This is a genomic window from Oleiphilus sp. HI0125 (genome assembly GCF_001635355.1).
The window spans coordinates 1-19,459 of sequence record NZ_LWGF01001244.1; the positions used below are offsets into that span (position 1 = coordinate 1).

The 19,459-nt window shown below is 45.5% G+C and carries 19 protein-coding genes and 1 pseudogene; 9 read left to right on the forward strand and 11 right to left on the reverse strand.

Going from position 1 to position 19,459, the window contains the following annotated elements; genetic code table 11:
• Nucleotides 1–665: pseudogene (locus A3762_RS21620) on the reverse strand (oligopeptidase A); the annotation flags it as partial.
• A 103-nt stretch (nt 666–768) separates the two neighbouring features.
• Between A3762_RS21620 and A3762_RS21625 the strand changes: the two are divergent.
• The gene (locus tag A3762_RS21625) at nt 769–1,323 is read left to right on the forward strand and encodes a gamma carbonic anhydrase family protein (RefSeq protein ID WP_068757585.1); all 555 of its coding nucleotides are present in this window, start codon (nt 769–771) and stop codon (nt 1,321–1,323) included.
• 44 nt (nt 1,324–1,367) lie between these two features.
• On the opposite strand, the gene A3762_RS21630 is transcribed toward A3762_RS21625, so the two are convergent.
• From A3762_RS21630 to A3762_RS21665, 8 genes are all read right to left on the reverse strand, one after another.
• Nucleotides 1,368–1,667, reverse strand: a complete 300-nt coding sequence (locus tag A3762_RS21630) for a PA4642 family protein (RefSeq protein WP_068483328.1) — start codon at nt 1,665–1,667, stop codon at nt 1,368–1,370.
• A gap of 33 nt (nt 1,668–1,700) precedes the next feature.
• Nucleotides 1,701–2,543 carry a flagellar motor protein MotB gene (locus tag A3762_RS21635; protein WP_068483324.1) on the reverse strand — a complete coding sequence of 281 codons (843 nt, stop codon included), beginning with the start codon at nt 2,541–2,543 and terminating at the stop codon, nt 1,701–1,703.
• Nucleotides 2,544–2,552: 9 nt separating this feature from the next.
• A complete protein-coding gene (locus A3762_RS21640) occupies nt 2,553–3,320 on the reverse strand; it encodes a MotA/TolQ/ExbB proton channel family protein (protein WP_068483321.1) in 768 nt (255 codons plus the stop codon).
• Nucleotides 3,321–3,350: 30 nt separating this feature from the next.
• Entirely contained in the window at nt 3,351–4,178 is an 828-nt protein-coding gene (gene aroE / locus A3762_RS21645) for a shikimate dehydrogenase (protein WP_068483317.1), read from the reverse strand.
• Nucleotides 4,179–4,185: 7 nt separating this feature from the next.
• Complete coding sequence (hemF, locus tag A3762_RS21650; protein WP_068757587.1) at nt 4,186–5,097, reverse strand: oxygen-dependent coproporphyrinogen oxidase; 912 nt, start codon at nt 5,095–5,097, stop codon at nt 4,186–4,188.
• Nucleotides 5,094–5,660 (reverse strand): L-threonylcarbamoyladenylate synthase, encoded by a 567-nt coding sequence (locus A3762_RS21655; protein ID WP_068757589.1) that lies wholly within the window; start codon nt 5,658–5,660, stop codon nt 5,094–5,096. Before A3762_RS21655 ends, hemF begins: the two co-directional genes overlap by 4 nt.
• A 79-nt stretch (nt 5,661–5,739) precedes the next feature.
• The gene (dprA, locus tag A3762_RS21660) at nt 5,740–6,858 is read right to left on the reverse strand and encodes a DNA-processing protein DprA (RefSeq protein ID WP_197469481.1); all 1,119 of its coding nucleotides are present in this window, start codon (nt 6,856–6,858) and stop codon (nt 5,740–5,742) included.
• A 74-nt stretch (nt 6,859–6,932) separates the two neighbouring features.
• The gene (locus tag A3762_RS21665; RefSeq protein ID WP_068483308.1) at nt 6,933–7,961 is read right to left on the reverse strand and encodes a LysM peptidoglycan-binding domain-containing protein; all 1,029 of its coding nucleotides are present in this window, start codon (nt 7,959–7,961) and stop codon (nt 6,933–6,935) included.
• 224 nt (nt 7,962–8,185) lie between these two features.
• Between A3762_RS21665 and def the strand changes: the two genes are divergently transcribed.
• Genes def through A3762_RS21690 form a run of 5 tightly spaced genes read left to right on the forward strand, consistent with a single transcriptional unit; the run spans nt 8,186 to nt 13,844 of the window.
• Complete coding sequence (def, locus tag A3762_RS21670; RefSeq protein ID WP_068483225.1) at nt 8,186–8,701, forward strand: peptide deformylase; 516 nt, start codon at nt 8,186–8,188, stop codon at nt 8,699–8,701.
• Between the two features lie 22 nt (nt 8,702–8,723).
• Nucleotides 8,724–9,653 carry a methionyl-tRNA formyltransferase gene (fmt, locus tag A3762_RS21675; protein WP_068757593.1) on the forward strand — a complete coding sequence of 310 codons (930 nt, stop codon included), beginning with the start codon at nt 8,724–8,726 and terminating at the stop codon, nt 9,651–9,653.
• A gap of 19 nt (nt 9,654–9,672) precedes the next feature.
• Nucleotides 9,673–10,959, forward strand: a complete 1,287-nt coding sequence (gene rsmB / locus A3762_RS21680; protein WP_068483302.1) for a 16S rRNA (cytosine(967)-C(5))-methyltransferase RsmB — start codon at nt 9,673–9,675, stop codon at nt 10,957–10,959.
• A 44-nt stretch (nt 10,960–11,003) separates the two neighbouring features.
• Complete coding sequence (gene trkA / locus A3762_RS21685; RefSeq protein ID WP_068483299.1) at nt 11,004–12,377, forward strand: Trk system potassium transporter TrkA; 1,374 nt, start codon at nt 11,004–11,006, stop codon at nt 12,375–12,377.
• Nucleotides 12,378–12,395: 18 nt separating this feature from the next.
• Nucleotides 12,396–13,844 carry a TrkH family potassium uptake protein gene (locus A3762_RS21690; RefSeq protein WP_068483295.1) on the forward strand — a complete coding sequence of 483 codons (1,449 nt, stop codon included), beginning with the start codon at nt 12,396–12,398 and terminating at the stop codon, nt 13,842–13,844.
• On the opposite strand, the gene A3762_RS21695 is transcribed toward A3762_RS21690, so the two are convergent.
• Nucleotides 13,841–14,413: a hypothetical protein gene (locus tag A3762_RS21695; protein ID WP_068483291.1), complete on the reverse strand. Its 573-nt coding sequence runs from the start codon at nt 14,411–14,413 to the stop codon at nt 13,841–13,843. The two genes, A3762_RS21690 and A3762_RS21695, sit on opposite strands and share 4 nt — an antisense overlap.
• A 128-nt stretch (nt 14,414–14,541) precedes the next feature.
• Here A3762_RS21695 and A3762_RS21700 point away from each other — a divergent pair, with 128 nt between their 5' ends.
• The 3 genes from A3762_RS21700 to glyS all read left to right on the forward strand — a co-directional run bounded on the left by A3762_RS21700 (nt 14,542) and on the right by glyS (nt 18,125).
• Nucleotides 14,542–14,982, forward strand: coding sequence for a YtoQ family protein (locus A3762_RS21700; RefSeq protein WP_068483288.1), 441 nt, complete (start codon nt 14,542–14,544; stop codon nt 14,980–14,982).
• 102 nt (nt 14,983–15,084) lie between these two features.
• Nucleotides 15,085–16,053, forward strand: coding sequence for a glycine--tRNA ligase subunit alpha (gene glyQ, locus A3762_RS21705; protein WP_068757595.1), 969 nt, complete (start codon nt 15,085–15,087; stop codon nt 16,051–16,053).
• A gap of 2 nt (nt 16,054–16,055) precedes the next feature.
• Nucleotides 16,056–18,125, forward strand: coding sequence for a glycine--tRNA ligase subunit beta (gene glyS / locus A3762_RS21710; protein WP_068757597.1), 2,070 nt, complete (start codon nt 16,056–16,058; stop codon nt 18,123–18,125).
• A 39-nt stretch (nt 18,126–18,164) separates the two neighbouring features.
• Here glyS and A3762_RS21715 read toward each other — a convergent pair whose 3' ends face one another.
• Nucleotides 18,165–19,130 (reverse strand): TAXI family TRAP transporter solute-binding subunit, encoded by a 966-nt coding sequence (locus A3762_RS21715; protein ID WP_068483281.1) that lies wholly within the window; start codon nt 19,128–19,130, stop codon nt 18,165–18,167.
• Nucleotides 19,131–19,459: the final 329 nt, after the last annotated feature.

Consider the following 19,459-nt stretch of genomic DNA (forward strand, 5'->3'; position numbering starts at 1 on the left):
TACTGCATCACGGGCAAATAAAGAGTGAGATCCAAACCCAAGAGGTAACCAGTTTCATAGCCCTTATCTCTAGCTCTTTCTTCTAAACGAGAAATGACTGATGAAGGCACACCTGCTAATCGCTCTGCATCAACGATATGTAATGACCACGCTTGCGATGAATCGAGTACATTTTCAGAAAAACGATTACTAAGGCCTACAAGTTTCTGATTAAGTGCTTTGAATTCAGCTTTGGCATCATCTTCTAATGCAACACCACTCAAGCGAAAGCTACGCAACTTATTTTCTAAGACTTTTTTCTGAGAGGCATTAAGACCACTTTGTTCTGAGACAGCAAGATAACGAGAGTACAATTCTTTGTTCTGGGCAACAGCGGAATAAAAAGCACTCAATTCCTCTGACAGCGTTTTATAAACCGCACGCAATTCTTCGCTATCGGCGACCGCTTTTAGATGCGAAGCGATCGACCAAACGTGATCAATCTTGCGACTCAAATCACTGAGCGGAGCGACCGTTTCATCCCAACTAGATTCTTGTTGAGCACATACTTTCTCAAGCAGATTATTGAATTGTGACATTAACGCTTCTAATGCGGGGCGGAAATCTGAAACGGAATACGTTTCAAAAGCTGGAAGCTGTTGTTCCTGCAAAAGGGCTGTAGACATTCAGGTCGGCCTAGAACAATATTGACGGAATGATGAGAAGAGCAATTGAAACATAATCGCAACAATCTTCTCTGTAACAATTCACAAAGTATAGAAGAAAGCCATGAAATCAGTCCGTAGTTATGTAGAACACTCCCCCAAGCTTGGCAATGATGTATTTGTCGACCCTAGTGCACTTGTACTTGGAGATGTTCACCTCGGTGATGATTGCTCGGTATGGCCTATGGCTGTGATTAGAGGAGATATGCATCGTATTCGAATAGGCGCTCGAACCAGTGTGCAAGATGGCTCTGTATTACATATCACACATGCCGGCCCATTCAATCCAGGTGGCTACCCCTTAACTATCGGAGAGGATGTGACTATCGGTCACAAAGCGCTTTTACATGGCTGCACCATAGGCGATCGAGTACTCGTTGGTATGGGGGCCATTATTATGGACGGCGCAACTGTCGAAGATGATGTTGTGGTGGCCGCTGGAAGCATCGTTGCACCAAGAAAGACGCTTGAATCTGGGTTTGTCTATCGAGGAAGCCCCGCCAAAAAGGTACGCGAAATTTCAGAAAAAGAGCGCAAGTTTTTTACCTACAGCGCTAATAACTACGTCAATCTCAAAAACAAACACCTAGACGACTTAAAGTCACAGAAACTCATATAAAAAAAGCGACCAATTGGTCGCTTTTTAACTTCACGGGGAGGCGCTTAGTACACGGCTCCATTTGCTTCTAGGACTGCTTTATATGGTGCAGCCTTACCATAGCTCTGGATGCGCTGAAGTAGTGATTTTTGCTCTGGATTCTTAGCATTGATATCACGGCCTGCTTCCACAAAAAACGGAACAAAGCGCGCAAAAAATTCTGGCGTCATATACTGATATGCTTCTTTCAATACATGATAGTCTGCGTTCATTTCATCTCTAGGCTCTAAGGCAAGAAACCCTTTGATACGCTCATCGTCCCACTGCTCGCCTTCAACTTTTGGTTGGCTTGGACCACCACTCATAACTTTCTCCTAAAACTACTGCTATATCCAAAGCTAGAAGTCGATACCTAACGACTGGCACTCTGGATCATAAATACTAATTTCGACACGGCGATTCTTCGCACGGTTTTCAGGTGAATCATTAGGTACTAGAGGGTTCGTTTCGGCACGACCCGCCGCAATCACTCTGTTAGCGTCAATTTTATTATTAAATATAAGCTGATGTACAACACTCACTGCACGCCCAGCTGACAGATCCCAGTTTGAACGGAAGCGATTTGATGTCACAGGTAAGTCGTCGGTATAACCAGAAACCAGAATCTGCCCTTGGCAAGCGGCCAAAACATTCTCAATTTTCTCGAGAATCGGAAACATATCGTCTTTGATTTCTTCACTACCCGAGGTAAACGTCGCTTCTTCAGAGAACCGAACAACCACCTTTTCAGAATCAAAGCTAACGTTCAGAGCATTCGAAACAATTTCTGTTTCAAGTTCTTCAACAAGTGTTTCTGTGAGTTGTTCAATATTGGGGTCAATACTGACAACCTCAGAGTCTCCTTCAGAGCGATCCAGCATCTCAAGCTCTTCCGTACCTGACTCTTCTTCGAATTCTTCAAAATCTTGTTCTATTTGGTTTAATTCCTCCACTGGAGGTGAAATCGGCGGCTCTTCAGCAAAGATAATCTCGCCCCCGGCTTTACCCGAACCATCAAGGAACGACACACCAAACGATTCAGCCATCGATTGCGCCATCATTTCATACTTATGAAGATCCATTTTGGAAAAACTGAGCAGCAAGATAAAAAAGGTGAGCAGCAATGACATGAGATCGGCAAAGGTGACTATCCAACCCCCAGAGCTCTCTTGCTTTTTCTTTTTCTGAGGTAGCGCAGCCATTGCTCGAGCTTACTCTTCCTCAGACACAGCTTCACGCTGCTTTTGAGACAAGAACGAAGATAAGACCTCTGCAATCACTTTCGGATTCTGGCCTTTCAAAATGTTTTGTACGCTCGTGACGACGAGCAACATATTGCGCTCTTCTTCGGTCGCTTTCATGCCTAATTTTTCGGCGCATGGAATAGCAATCAACTGTGCAATAAATGCCCCATAGAAGGTTGTTAACAAGGCCACAGCCATCGCAGGACCAACAGAAGACGGGTCAGACATCGCATTCAACATCTGAACGAGACCCACTAGCGTTCCAAGCATCCCCATTCCTGGCGCAGTTTCCGCCATTCCTTTAAATACTTTTTCAGCCGTCTCGTAACGCTCAGTACGCTGACTCAGATCTTGAATCAGAATCTCTTCGATAAACTCTGGTGGGTGACCGTCAATACAAAGGCTTATACCTTTCTTCAAGAATTCATCTTCGATCTCTACGTTTTCAAGACCGAGAATGCCCTCTTTACGAACAACAGTTGCTAATTCGCGCACCTGCCCAATCAAGACTACTGGGTTTTCCGTTTTATCCATAAAGACAGTCGAAAATGCGAGCTTAAAAGCATCGCCAATCGTACTTAAACGGAACTTGATCAAGGTGATAAACAGTGTGCCAACAATCACTATCCCTAGACCTGGGATATTGACGAAATCCAAAATGCTGGAGTTCAGCAAAATTGCGCCGATAATAACTGCCGCACCAGCTAGCATCCCTATCAGGGTCGCTAAATCCATACTTTACCTGCTTTCGTTTTATGCCGATCGTTATCGTAGTGCTGCAATACAATGCGCGGTATTAGGTTGAACATTTCGCCACACACGAAATGCTTCCGCCGCCTGTTCTACAAGCATACCTAAACCATCCATGGTCATTGTTGCGCCGCTGTCTTTGGCCCAACAATTGAAGACCGTCTCTTGGTCCCCGTACATCATGTCGTAAACATGCGTTTCGCTTGAAAAGATCTCAGAAGAAATTTTCGGAAGCTCTCCTGAAAGGCTAGCAGAAGTTCCATTGATCACCAGATCAAATGCACTCGATAAATCGTCAAAACTCTCTGCTGTTAACTCTGCACCGCATGCAACAATTTCAGGTCTTTGTTTGTATCGGCCGACAAGCTGTTCAGCTTTAGAAAAAGTTCTGTTGCTAACTACCAACTGACTTGGAGCTGCCTCAAGAATCGGGAGTAAAACACCCTTAGATGCCCCCCCTGCACCAATCAGTAAGACGCGCTTTCCTGCCAACGAGACCTGAAAATTCTCTTGAATATCTCGTACTAGCCCGCACCCATCGGTATTGTCGCCATAAAGTTTGCCATCTTTCATGTAGAGCGTATTTACCGCTTCGGCAATTTGAGCCCGAGGACTGAGAACGTCACACATTGCAAAGGCTTTTTCTTTGAATGGAACAGTTACGTTTAAACCTTTGTTATTAGCGTCTGAAAAGAAGTCTTTTACGTCTTCCTCAAAAGCATCGATACGGCCCAAGATTCGCTCATATACAAGCTGTTCGCCAGTTTTATTCGCAAACTGGGCATGAATAAATGGGGATTTACTGTGTTCAATTGGATTTCCAATCACCGCATAACGATCCATATTTGTACTACCCCTTCAACCAATCTCGTGGCGATAAAAATGCATTAAGTCGCGCTTCTTCTGAGCCCTCTTCTGCTTGCCAGTTGTATCCCCACTTAACAAGCGGAGGTAGTGACATCAAAATTGATTCTGTTCGTCCGCCCGACTGCAAACCAAACAATGTCCCACGATCAAACACTAAATTGAACTCAACATAGCGACCGCGGCGATATAATTGAAAGTCACGTTGGCGCTCACCATATTCATGGTCTTTTCGTTTCTCAATAATTGGGACATAAGCTTTTGTGTAGCTATCACCTACCGCTTGCATATAAGCAAAAGAACGCTCAAAGCCCCATTCGTTCAAATCATCGAAAAATAAACCGCCAACACCGCGTGTTTCCTCACGATGTTTTAAATAAAAATACTCATCACACCAGCGCTTATGTTCGTCGTATACGTTTTCGCCAAAAGGGTCAGCAGCTGCCTTTGCGGTTTCGTGCCAATGGATGCAATCTTCTTCGAATGGATAGTACGGCGTCAGATCATAGCCACCACCAAACCACCAAATAGGTTCTGCCCCTTCCTTCTCCGCAATAAAGAACCGAACATTCGCGTGAGAGGTGGGAATATAAGGGTTGTGAGGGTGAATCACTAACGAGACACCCATTGCGTGGTAAGAACAACCTGCTAGTTCGGGTCGTGAGGCCGTTGCCGCGGGAGGCAGCTGATCACCCTGTACATGAGAAAAGTTCACACCACCTTTCTCAATAACAGCGCCATCATTCATTACTCGCGTTCGACCACCGCCCCCGAGGCGACCTTCACGTGTCCATGCATCTTCAACGAAACGTGCTTGGCCATCCGCTCTCTCAAGGTCGGCACAAATGCGATCTTGTAAATCCAATAGATACGCTTTTACTTGCTCTAACATATTCATACGCGCAACACCTTTCCTGACTCAAGATCCTTGATCTGAGAAGCACTTTGTCCACCACCAAGTGACGCTTGATAACAAAACTCTAGACGACCGCGAAAGTAATTGTGAACCTCACTTAAACTCATCGCGGAAGGTTTGCTTGCTGGATTAGCTGAAGTTGACACAACTACCCCGCCAAAATGTTTCGATAAGGCAACACATGGAGGGTGCGTTGTTAACCGCATTGCTACTGATGAATGTTCGCCTTTCACCCATGGTGGAACCCGATTATGGATATCTGGCACGAGCCAAGTCGTTGGTCGGTCTTGCTGTGTAAAGAAAGGTCGAACTAACTCTTCTGGCAAGCCTTCAAGATACGGAAGAAAATGCTCTGCTTGGCCTGAAATTAGAATTAAGCCTTTCTCTTGTGGTCGCTGCTTTAATGTAAGAATCCTTTTAACAGCTCGTTCTTGATATGGATCAGTACCTAAGCCCCAAACAGCCTCGGTAGGATAAGCCACAACGCCTCCCAATTGCATGACCTCGGCGGCTAGACTAGCTTTCCAATCAAATGCTCTTTGCATGAGGATCCCTCTTTAAATATCAATCATTAATGCTGTTGCATGAACGAAACAGTCGATCTAAAAACGAGGGGCATTCTACTTAAGAACCTAGCTGATAACCACCAGAAACGGAACTGATCAGCCCAGCTAACTCTAGCTCTAATAAGTGCTCGGATAAGTGTTCAAAACTCATCTCTAAACGCTCAAATAAATCATCAAAGCTGATCGTATCACTCCCTACTGCACTGAGAACCAATTGCGCTGCATCGCTCACATTTTGCGCCTCATCGTGGGCCGAATCCGCAACCCCTTTTAATGTAAGGCCACTCACGTTCAAGTCTTTATGTAAGTCAATGATCAGGTCTTCAATAGATCCAACTAATCGCGCACCTTCTCTAATCAAATAATTACAGCCTTGGCTATTTAGTGACTTAGGAGAGCCCGGTACAGCATAAACATCTCTGTTCTGCTCAATCGCATAACGCGCAGTGATCAACGAACCGCTTTTTATGCCCGCTTCGACAACTAAGACCGCGCGTGATAAGCCGGACACAATACGATTTCGCCTGGGAAAGTTATGACGAAGAGGCGCACTACCCAGTGGCATTTCTGAAACAAGCAATCCCTCCTGGGCAATCAACTCATATAAATCTTTATTTTTAGCGGGGTAGCAACGATCTATTCCTGTCGCTAGTACAGCAATCGTATTCCCTTGCGCCGCAAGCGCCCCAAGATGTGCTTTTGTATCTACGCCGAGAGCCAAACCACTGACGATCGACATGCCTGATTTAGCCAAATGAAACGCATATTCTTGTGCAATGTCTGCATACTGCAGACTAGGCTTCCGTGAACCGACCACCGCAATATTTTGATGATTTAGTAAGCCTATATTTCCTTTTAAATAGAGTAATGCAGGCGCTAAGTGTATCTGGCGCAATACTTCAGGGTAAGGACTATCGAAATAGCAAACAACGGAACAACCGTCTTGCTTCAACCAATCACTAACATGATTTAAAGAATGGTCAGCCTGAGCGAGACAATCTAGCACTGCGCTAGAAACCTTGGGCTTACTGATACATTGGTTCAACGCATCGAAGCTTAACTTTCGCCATGATGAAGGATTGCCATACTGCTCACGCAGCAAATGAAATTGCTTCAGGCCAAAGCCTTGAATTTGAGAGAGTGCGAGACACAAGCGTGCCTCAGAAGAGATAGACATTTTTTCGATCATCCTTGATCAAAAAAGCCACCTAAGAGGTGGCTTCATCAGTTATTGTATTTCCAGATACTATCTTACGGAGTACGAACTTCATCCATAATTTTCAATGGACGATTTGCGCGTAGTATCAAGCCGTAACTAAGCTTATCAAAGACTCTGAAAATCATCATCAAACCCGCTCGTTCTGAAGGCAGTTCAATGCGTTCTTGAGTGTAAGGGTCTCGTACTATACCGCCAGACTTATACACAGCGAGTACGTTGCCCTCTTTGATGCCTTCTCTTGCGCCACGGTTTACTACAACAACGTTATACTGACCGATGTTGCCCACGCCAGATTCAACAGCAATCATCTTGCCACGAATATCACCATCTGGCTTGCTCGGAGTAAATGTAGAATTGATCACGCGATCATCCGTCGGCAATACGCGATCACCAATACGTAACTCTTCGCTTGAGCGCTGAACGGTCAAAGTAATTACTTCACCTTGCACCGCATCCACTTCTGCCGTCGCAATTGACTTCGCCTCTAAACCCAAAAATTCTTTAGAGTCTGGGTCAACATATTGCTCACTCTTACGAAAAACACCAACTGAGTTTTCACCTTTCACATCACCACGCGCAAACACTTGGTCACCGGCGCCAGTAATTAAGTGGTCTTCTTTACCTGACAAGATATATGGCGCCGCTTCTAGCTCTTCCGCTGTCACAATACGATTTGTCGAAAGAAAGCTCGCTATCGCATCAAGCGGAATAGTAGGGATAGCCGTTTCAATTGGCGTCGAACGAACCTGAGGGCTTAATTTTTTAACCCCATTATTAGGACCTTCTTTCAAAGTAGTTATGCGCGGCTGACCATCGATATAAATCAAGCCAATCACATCGCCAGGATAAATAAGATGTGGATTCGCTACCTGAGGATTCGCATGCCATACCTCAGGCCATAACCACGGAGACTTCAAGAATCGTTCTGATATATCCCAAAGGGTATCACCCTTCACAACGGTATAGCGTTCTGGATAGTCTTCCGTAAACTCTGGCGCCGCCGCAAGCTGGAAACTTAAAAAGAAAACCGCTGCACAGCGAACAAAAAACTTAGAAATCATGATTTGCCTATAACTATTATCATTCACAAATACGTAGAGCACGCGTTTCTACTCGCACACTATTTCACTGCCAATACAGTTACTTCGCTCTACTTCATTAAAAAACTATAGATGAGGCTTGAGCAATTTGTACTAAATTAGCTTTCTATTAGATAATACTAGCAGCGTATTCGTGATATACACCACAATTTGAGCATTCATCTTTAAGAAGCATACATAAACCTATGGCATTACTCGAAATATTAGAATATCCGGACCCTCGATTACGCAAGATCGCGGCGCCGGTTGAACAAGTGACTCCAGAGATTCAAACTCTGATCGACGATATGTTTGAAACAATGTACGACGCACCAGGAATTGGCTTAGCGGCGACTCAGGTCGATCAACACATTCAGCTTATCGTGATGGATCTTTCTGAAGATAAATCTGAGCCACATGTTTTTATTAATCCTGAAGTCACCGTATTAGAGGGTGACCCTGAAAAAATGCAGGAAGGCTGTTTGTCTGTGCCAGGATATTATGAAGATGTGGAGCGCATCGAGCATGTGCTAATCAAGGCTTTAAATCGTGAGGGCGAAGCTTTCGAACTCGAAGCAACTGGCTTACTTGCGGTTTGCATCCAACATGAAATGGATCATTTGAATGGCAAGCTATTCATTGATTACTTAAGCAAACTTAAACGCACGCGCATCAAGAAAAAGCTAGAAAAGCAGCAGAAAGCGCAAGCCTCTGCCTCGTAAATCGAACAAGCCGAGAACACCATTGAAAATTATCTTTGCGGGCACGCCCGATTTTGCGGCTAGCAGTCTCGCCGCTCTTATAAATGCAGGTCACAATATTATTGCGGTTTATACGCAACCCGATAGACCTGCGGGGCGAGGCAAGAAATTAATGCCAAGCCCAGTAAAAAAAACAGCACTCGAACACGATATAAAGGTCTTTCAACCTCTTAATTTTAAAGAGTTAGAAGCACGTCAGGAATTAGCAGAGCTTGACGCTGATTTAATGATCGTCGCGGCTTACGGCTTAATCTTGCCAAAAGAGGTTCTCGATACGCCAAAGCTCGGTTGCATTAATATTCATGCATCGCTGCTACCCCGTTGGCGCGGAGCCGCGCCTATTCAACGCGCAATCCAAGCAGGTGATTCAGAAACTGGCATCACTATCATGCAGATGGATGTAGGTTTAGATACCGGCGATATGTTGCTCAAAGAGCGCTGCGATATCTCTGACACTGTCACCGGTGGAGAGCTTCATGATGAACTTGCGGCGATGGGTGCGAAGTCTATTTTACGCTATCTAAACGAACCAGAAGATCTCATTCCAGAAAAGCAAGATGACGCACTAGCTAACTATGCACATAAATTAAGTAAGGCCGAAGCTCGTATTGACTGGTCCTTATCCTCTTTAGAAATCGAGAGAAGTGTACGTGCATTCAACCCTTGGCCTGTCTCCTACGCAGAACAAGACGGCCAACGTATTCGTGTGTTAAGCGCAAAAGCTTTGGACTCTCAGTCAAACGCGCCTGTTGGCGAGATCGTTGAGAAGTCAAAAAATGGCGTGCTCGTGCAATGCGGCAATGGAGCACTTCTAATCACTCAACTACAGTTAGCTGGTAGCAAAGCTGTTTCAGCTGCTGACTTTTTTAATGGCGGCAAAGCCATTTTAGAAGTTGGAACGACTCTCAACTAACTCGCCCGGATACTTTTATATGAACGTGCGTTTTCTTGCAGCCAAAGCAATCGATGAGGTGCGTATTCAAAAACGCTCTCTGAATACCGCTTTGCCAAAAGTCTCCCGCGAGGCGCGGCCGGTTGATAGAGCATTACTTCAAGAGCTCGTGTTTGGCAGTTGCCGTTGGTTTTTTTATCTTGATGATCTTGTGAACACCTATTTACAACGCCCTTTGTCGAGAAGAGATGAAGAAACTCGCACGCTGCTAGTAATAGGCGCGTATCAGTTATTGTTTACTCGCATTCCAGACCACGCAGCCATACATGAAACAGTCGAAGCAGCCAAAGAACTGAAGCTCTTGAAAACGCGCGGTTTGATCAATGCGGTTTTACGAAGCATTTCTCGCGACCCAAAACCTGAAATCTCAGATGATGATATTAAGGCTAGTTTCCCAGACTGGTTTTCAGCAAAAATCGAAAACAATTGGCCTAATCAAGCCATGGATACAATGCGCGCATCCAATGCTCACCCTCCTATGTTTTTGCGCGTCAATACAAGCAAAGTAAGTCGAGAAGACTACCTAAAAACGCTGCACACCAATCAAATTCTGGCTACAGAAACTAGCTTTTCAGAAAAAGGCATTCTTTTGGAAGAAGCGCAAGACGTCGACAAACTGCCTGGATTTGATGAAGGTTTAGTGAGTGTTCAAGACGAGGCTGCACAGCTTTCAACAAAGCTATTAGACTTAGCGCCAAACTTACGCGTTCTCGATGCATGCTCTGCTCCCGGCGGAAAAACATGCGCCATGCTCGAAGCTGAACCGTCATTAGACGTCACTGCCTTAGACCAAGATGCGAAACGCTTAGTGCGAGTCGAAGAAAATCTTGCTCGCTTGGGATTGAAGGCCAACACGATTGCAAGTTCTGCTGAAGATTTAACGCGTTGGTATGATAATCAACCCTTCGATCGTATTCTTCTCGATGCGCCATGTAGTGCAACAGGTGTGATTCGTAGGCACCCTGACATTAAATTACTGAGAGATCCATCAGACCTCAAGAAACTCGCAGAACTGCAGCTACACTTACTAACAAGTCTTTGGAAAACGCTCAAACCTGGTGGCAAGCTGGTCTATGCAACATGCTCAATTTTCCCGCAGGAAAATGCACGCATCATAGAACGCTTTTTAGCTTCAGAACCGAGTACGACCTTACTTCCCATTGAAAGCGATTGGGGAGAAGACACTGGATATGGCAAACAGCTATTTCCCTCAGAGCAAGGACACGATGGGTTCTTCTACGCTTTGTTAACAAAAGATACTAAGTAACGGCGTTTTACACGCAGCATACGCAATTTAGGCATGCACTGTTTATGAAAATCATTATTGTGGGCGCAGGACAAGTAGGCGGAACGCTTGCTGAAAACCTTGCGATTGAAGCCAACGATATCACCGTGATTGACCCTGACAATCAACGTTTATCTGAATTAAGCGACCGTATTGATATTAGAACAATTGAGGGCTTGGGCTCTTACCCAGAAGTACTCGAGCAAGCTGGCGCTGAAGACGCCGACATGCTCATCGCCGTCACCAACAGTGACGAAGTCAACATGCTGGCATGCCAAATCGCGTACTCCTTATTCAAGACGCCCACAAAGATAAGTCGTGTAAGAGCAAATGCATACCTCAAGCAAAAATCTTTGTTCCGAAACGATGCCGTACCGGTCGATGTACTGATCAGTCCCGAACAAGTTGTCACGAAACATATAAAACGCTTGCTCGAGTATCCAGGCGCTCTTCAAGCGCTAGATTTTGCTGAAGGCGAAGTTAGTCTGGTTGCTATTCGTGCCTGTGAAGGTGGCCCATTGATCGGTCATGAACTTGCGGCAATTCGGCAGCATATGCCTAATATCGACACGCGAGTTGCGGCCATATTTAGAGATGGAAAACCAATCATCCCAAGCGGTAACACCGTTATCAATGAAGGAGACGAAGTGTTTTTCATTGCTGCACGTGATCATATTCGAGCGGTAATGAGTGAGCTCCAACCTTTAGAAAAAAGCTACAAACGCGTGATGATTGCAGGGGGTGGCAATATTGGTCAGCGCTTGGCAGAAAAATTAGAGCGCCGCTACCGCGTGAAAATCATCGAATCGTCGGCCTCGCGTTGTAAATCACTCTCCGAACATCTAGAACGTTCCACTGTACTAAATGGGAACTGCGCCGACAAAGACATGCTTATCGATGAGAACATCGAGAATACAGACGTGTTTATCGCAGTCACTAACGATGACGAAGCGAATATCATGGCATCGATGCTGGCAAAACGAATTGGTGCACGCAAAGTCATTACGCTAATCAGCAATCCAAACTATGTGGATCTGATTCAAGGTGGAGAAATCGACATTGCTGTATCCCCACAACAAACAACGATTGGCAGTCTGTTAACGCACATTCGTCGCGGAGACGTAGTCAATGTTCACTCTCTGCGTCGCGGTGCAGCAGAGGCAATCGAAGCGATTGCGCATGGAGACCATCGCTCTTCGAAAGTAGTCGGGAAACGACTCGATGAAATCAATCTGCCGCCTGGCACAACGATCGGAGCGATTGTGCGTAAAAAAGAAGTATTGATCGCGCATGACCATATCCGTATCGAACCTGATGACCACGTCATCTTGTTCTTGATCGATAAAGGAAGGATCAGGGAAGTTGAGAAACTCTTCCAGGTCGGCCTAACGTTTTTCTAGAGTGATCGAGATCTTCTAATGCAAATTTTAACTATTGGCCGAATGCTGGGGATTTTGTTGATGCTATTCAGTGTCACGATGCTGCCCCCCATTGCCGTCTCACTCTACTACATCGATGGGCAACTCCATGCCTTCTTGGACGCATTTGCCATCACACTTGGCTTAGGTTTTCTAGTCTGGCTACCCTGTCGGCAACACAGAAAAGAATTACGTGTTCACGATGGTTTCTTAATTACTGTGATGTTCTGGGTCGTTCTTAGCTTTAGTGGGTCCATCCCACTATATCTGTCTGATATGCCTGATCTCTCCTACACAGATGCGTATTTTGAGTCGCTTTCTGGATTAACGACGACAGGGGCAACCGTTATTACAGGCCTCGACTCACTACCAAAATCAATCTTATGGTATCGCCAACAGTTACAATGGTTTGGCGGTATGGGTTTGATCGTTCTAGCCGTCGCTGTACTGCCAATGCTCGGCATCGGTGGTATGCAGCTCTACCGTGCAGAGGCACCCGGCCCTGTGAAAGACAGCAAACTCACTCCTAGAATTACCGAAACAGCAAAAGCGCTATGGTATATCTACCTAGGATTAACCGTGTTGTGCGCTCTCGCTTATTGGAGTGCAGGCATGGAAGTATTCGATGCCGTTGCCCACAGTTTCTCAACCATTGCGATTGGTGGCTACTCAACACATGACCTAAGTATCGGCTATTACAACAACGTACATATCGAACTTGTTGCGATCTTTTTCATGTTCATTTCTGGCATCAACTTCGCACTGCATTTTGCGGCGCTTCGTTCCAATAGCCCGATCATCTATTGGAAAGATGCAGAATTCAGATTTTACACCGGTGTCATTTTCTTAGTTTCCATCATCACGATTGCGACGCTCTACCACACTAGCACCTACGACCCTGGCACATCATTCGTAAAAGGTTTATTCGAGGTGGTATCCATTGCCACTACAACGGGTTTCTCAACGGCTGATTTTGCCAACTGGCCTTTTGTATTACCGTTTTTACTCTTCGTTGTCGCTTTCATCGGCGGCTGCGCAGGATCAACTGGCGGGGGCATGAAAGCCATTCGCGTGATGCTGATATTCAAACAGGGCATGCGCGAGATAAAGCGCTTGATTCACCCTAATGCGGTGATTCCTGTAAAAGTAGGCAAGAAAGCCGTACCTGATCGGGTTATCGAAGCCGTATGGGGTTTCTTCTCCCTGTACGTATTCTCATTCGTTGTGCTTTTGTTACTGCTTCTCGCAAGCGGTTTAGATCAAGTAACTGCATGGTCGGCAGTTGGTGCCTGCATCAATAACCTTGGACCAGGTCTGGGAGATGTCGCAGCACACTATGGCGATTTACCGACTTTTGCGAAATGGGTTCTTTGCGTAGCAATGCTAATGGGGCGTCTAGAAATTTTTACGCTATTGATTCTATTCACGCCAGCCTTCTGGCGCTCTTAAGCGCCAGAAATACCGAGCTTACGTAAACCTTTGAACACACCTTGCGTTATGTTGTCCAGCTCATGGCGCGCCTTGTGGCTAACACTACGTAAAGCGCTGATCTCATCACCATTTGCATAATAAGCATCACAAGTACGCATCGCTTTCGCAGCGGGGCTTTGTTTATCTAATTCATACCATTCGCATATTTTTTCAACTGACTGCTGAAAAGCTGACTCAAATCCATGTGTGCTAATTGATACCGTCGTTCGCTTGATGCTTTTTAACCAAGGCACGTTGATACGGAGCTCCAAGACCTCAACTGTCGCTCTACTACCTCGCTCAACACTAACACGCCGTAGACCTCGAATTGAGCCATCATCTCTCACATGAAATTCTGGTTGTGCAGCACGCTCTCGCTGATAAACTTCATATTCCCGCGTAAAACGTGTTTCGATCGCCTCAGCCTCTTTGCGTGCAGCGTCTTTATCTTCTCCGATTCGCACATATTCTTGAAACTCTTGTCCGCCCCAAGAACGATAAACTCGAAAATAGTCTAAACCACCATACTTATGGTCATAGATAGGCACCCTATACCTCCATTGTATAAATATGTGAATCCAAGCATGAGCGATGCTTGCATCCTCAATTCTGTTTATTAGAATCCGCTCACCTTACATACAGTTTTATCAATAAATTCTAGGGACATAAACCTAATATGAGCTACAGCATTTATCTTTCAGGTGAGATTCATACCGATTGGCGTGAGCGTATTGAAAATGGCATCAAAGAAGCCAATCTGGACATCGAGACACTAAGTCCAGTAACTAATCATGAAGCCAGTGACGAAGTTGGTGTCCGGATTCTTGGTGAAGAAGAAAACAACTTCTGGAAGGATCATAAAGCAGCAAAGATCAATTCATTGCGCGCAATGAATGCAATCGAAAAGGCTGATCTTACCGTGGTACGTTTCGGACCAAAATACAAGCAATGGAATGCTGCATTTGAAGCAGGCATTGCTATTGGCAAAGGCAAGCCAATCGTTGTGATTCATGACCCAGAATTAACGCACCCACTCAAAGAAGTTGACGGTGCCGCGATGGCTGTCGCAGAAACACCCGAGCAAGTGGTTGAAATTTTGAAATATATCAAGCAATAAGTGAGCGAGCGGCGAATAGCTTAGTGTATAATGCCGCTCCTTTTTCTCGCTTTTTTGTCAAAGCAACGAAAATATAATGAATTAACTACGGGTGCTTGAGTTGTGGCTGAACAATCCAATCCAGATGTAAAAACCTTTCAGGGGCTAATTTTAGCCTTACAAAATTTTTGGGCGAGTAAGGGCTGTGTTGTTCTTCAGCCCCTCGATATGGAAGTCGGCGCAGGCACATTTCACCCTGCTACATTCCTACGAGCGATTGGCCCTGAAACTTGGAATGCAGCCTATGTTCAACCAAGTCGTCGTCCAACTGATGGTCGCTATGGCGAAAACCCAAATCGCCTTCAGCACTACTATCAATTCCAAGTTGTGATGAAGCCATCTCCTCTCAATATTCAAGAGTTGTATCTTGAGTCATTAAAAGCCATGGGGATTGACACACTCGTTCACGACATTCGCTTTGTCGAAGATAACTGGGAATCACCAACACTAGGTGCGTGGGGTCTTGGTTGGGAAGTTTGGCTCAACGGCATGGAAGTTACTCAGTTCACCTACTTCCAACAGGTTGGCGGCATTGAATGCTATCCAGTCACCGGCGAAATCACCTACGGACTAGAACGTATTGCAATGTATTTGCAAGGCGTCGACAGCGTATACGACTTAGTATGGGCACATGGCCCTGACGGCGACGTCACATACGGTGACGTATTCCATCAAAACGAAGTAGAAATGTCGACATACAACTTTGAACAAGCTGACGTTCCATCTTTGTTCAAGAACTTCGACACTTATGAGTCTGAAAGCCAACGTTTGATTGAACTAGGCCTTCCACTTCCAGCATACGAACTTGTTTTGAAGGCGTCACACACGTTCAACATGCTAGATGCACGTCATGCTATTTCTGTGACCGAACGTCAACGCTTTATCCTTCGTGTTCGCAGTCTTGCACGCGCCGTTGCACAATCTTATTTCGATACCAGAATGAAGCTTGGTTTCCCTCTCGCGTCAGATGCGCTGCGTGATGAAGTGATCGCAAAAACCGAAGCCGCCAATGCAGACAAAGGGAGTAAGTAATCGTGTCTAGCAAAGATTTCCTGATTGAACTTGGTACGGAAGAACTCCCACCAAAAGCACTTAAAAAACTCTCAGATGCGCTCAGCCAAGGCATTTTAAGCGGTTTAGATGAAGCTGGCATTTCATACAAGGATCATAAAAGCTATGCAGCGCCTCGCCGCCTTGCCCTAGAGATTTCAGATCTAGCACTGCAACAAGCGGACAAAGAAATTGAAAAACGCGGCCCATCAAAGAAAGCCGCTTTTGACGACGCTGGCGAGCCAAGCCGAGCTCTACTTGGCTTCACAAAATCACTAGGCATTGAGCCAAGTGACTTAGAAGAGATGGAAACCCCTAAGGGCACATGGTTGATTTATCGCTCGACGGAATCAGGCAAAGCAACAAAAGATTTAATCAGCGACATTGTGGCCCAATCTCTTGCGAAACTGCCAATTCCAAAGCGTATGCGTTGGGGAGCAAAGAAAGAAGAATTCGTTCGCCCAGTACAATGGGTCGTCATGCTTCTTGGAGAAGAAGTTGTGTCTGGCGAAACTATGGGGATCACGCATGGCAACATGAGTCGTGGACACCGCTTCATGAGCACTGGTGAAATTCAAATTAATACGCCGTCTGAGTACGAAAGTAAGCTCAAAACTGAAGGCAAGGTCATGGTTAATTACGAAGAGCGTAAAGCCTTGATCAAATCTGGCGTAGAAAAAATAGCACTCACAGTAAATGGTATCGCGATTATCGATGATGATTTACTAGATGAAGTAAACTCACTGAATGAGTGGCCAACACCTTTACTTGGTAACTTCGATCACGATTTCTTAAGCGTCCCTGCAGAAGCGTTGATTTCATCGATGGCTGAGCATCAAAAATACTTCCACGTATTAGATGCTAACCAAAAAATCATGCCGCACTTCATTACGATCTCAAATATTGAAAGTAAAGATCCTGCGCAGGTTATCTCAGGTAACGAACGTGTTATTCGCCCTCGCCTTGCAGATGCTGCGTTCTTCTTTGAAACCGATAAGAAAACAAGCCTTGAGTCGAAACGTGAGCCGCTGAAAAACATCGTTTTTCAAACTAAATTGGGCACCGTATACGAAAAAACAGAACGTGTTGCCAAGTTGGCGCAACGCATTGCACAAGCAATTGGTAGCAATGAAGCTTACGCACTACGTGCTGGCGAACTAGCAAAATCAGACCTTGTTAGTGAAATGGTACTCGAATTCACGGATCTTCAAGGTTTGATGGCATACCACTACGCACTCTTTGATGGCGAAGAAGAAGAGGTCGCTCTCGCACTGAACGAGCAATATATGCCAAAACAAGCTGGTGGTGAATTGCCAAGCACACATACGGGTTGCGCACTTGCCTTAGCAGAAAAGCTAGACTCGCTTGTTGGTTTGTTCGGTATTAACCAGCCACCAACCGGTACGAAAGATCCGTTTGCTCTGCGTCGCGCATCACTCGGCGTACTTCGTATCATTGTCGAGAAAGGACTTGATCTAGATCTGCGCGATCTAATCGCTTGGGCTGCAGAACAGCACAGCGCGCTCGAAAATAAAGAACTAGACACGCAACTTCTCGATTACTTGCTAGATCGATTCAGAGCTTGGTTCGATGACGAAGGCATTTCTGCGGAAGTATTCTTAGCGGTTAGTGCACGTAAGCCGACAAAACCAGTCGATTTCGACAACCGTATTCGCGCTGTCGCAGCATTCAGCGCGCTACCTCAAGCTGAGGCACTTGCCGCTGCCAACAAGCGTGTATCGAATATTCTTGCGAAAAACGAAGCAGAAGCGTCGTCTGAACTCAATGCATCACTCTTGAGTGAAGCGGCCGAGAAACAACTTGCGGACCAAGTAAGTGCATTAACAAGCAAGGTAGAGCCTTTGTTCAAAGCCGGTGATTATACACAGGCCTTGAAAGAACTGGCCGAGCTTCAGGCGAGCGTCGACGCTTTCTTCGACGACGTCATGGTTATGGCGGATGACATTGCGGTACGCAACAATCGAATTGCTCTGTTAAAACAACTTAGAGAGCTCTTCCTACAAGCTGCAGATATTTCATTACTCTCGCGCTAGTAAAAGCAAAACTAAAAACGGGCCTTATGGCCCGTTTTTTTATTCCGAAACGCTTAATTCTAAAAACTCTTTCTTGATCGCTTTAACACCCTGATGCGGTGGTAAGCCAACATCATCACTGAACATTTGAGCGCGACCCACATTCTTAAGAGCCGGATGCAATCGTTTGAAGCCGTTCAAATCTCGCGTAATCGAAGTGACTAAAGCTTGCACTAAGCCCGCATCAACGCGCTCAGCACTTACTAAGTGAGCCGACACGCCAAAGGTTTTAACATCTTCGTCCATGCCTCGGTAACTCCCCCGAGGTATTTCCGCGGGCGCATAAATTTCAGATTGAGCTATCGCTCTATCTAGTTTTTTTGAACGAACAGGGACTAATACGCTATCGCAATCGGTAGTTGCCGACTTAACTGAGCTATTCGGCGTGCCAGCGATATACACCATCGCATCAAACTTGTCCTGACAAAGCGCCGTGGCTTGCTCATCTGCCCCAACAAAATGCACTTCAGAAAAATCAGAGTGCCACCAAGCTAATGATTTCATCAACCATTCCATCGTAGCTCTCTGCCCAGAACCTTCGCTTCCGATATTAACGCGCTTACCCTTCAAATCTTCTAACTTTCGAATGTTTGAGTCAGCTCTCGCCACAATGGTAAAAGGTTCATCATATAGTTTGATCACATGTCTCAAACCTGTATGCGGGCCATAAAACTTAAACTCCTCTGCCCCACTCCAGTCGTGCATCATCCAATCACTTTGCACAATGGCGAGATCAATATCGCCGCTACGTAAGCGCTTTAAATTTTCAAGTGACCCTTCTGAACTCTCTACAAAACAACGGACACCTTTGTTCTGCTTTTGCGTATTGAGCATCTGACAAATCGCGCCACCTGCTGGGTAATACACTCCGGTGACTCCACCTGTTGCCATCACTAAATGGGCTTCTTCAGCACTCAACAACGAAGAAACAAACAAGAGGAATAAGGGGAAGGCTCTTTTTATCATGTAAATATCATTTATTTTTTATTGTTCAAGCATTCAAGATTTAATAGAAACTCAAACCCTCATGCAAGAATTTATTGGCATGAACTAAAAATCTCGCCTATATACAGGATTCATCTGCGCACAAAAGAATAAAGCGCACCTGCCAAGGAGGCTCGATAACATGACAATAATCCAAAACCGTTCCATTCAATTTGCGAACAGCACGCTCATGCGGCACTTTTCCCTTCCGACTTTACGCGCATGTTATGGCATCGGCTTAGCAATCATGTTCCCAATCGGATGGGTTGTTTTACAATGGATAGCAGGTCGAAACCCTTTCTCTAATGTCT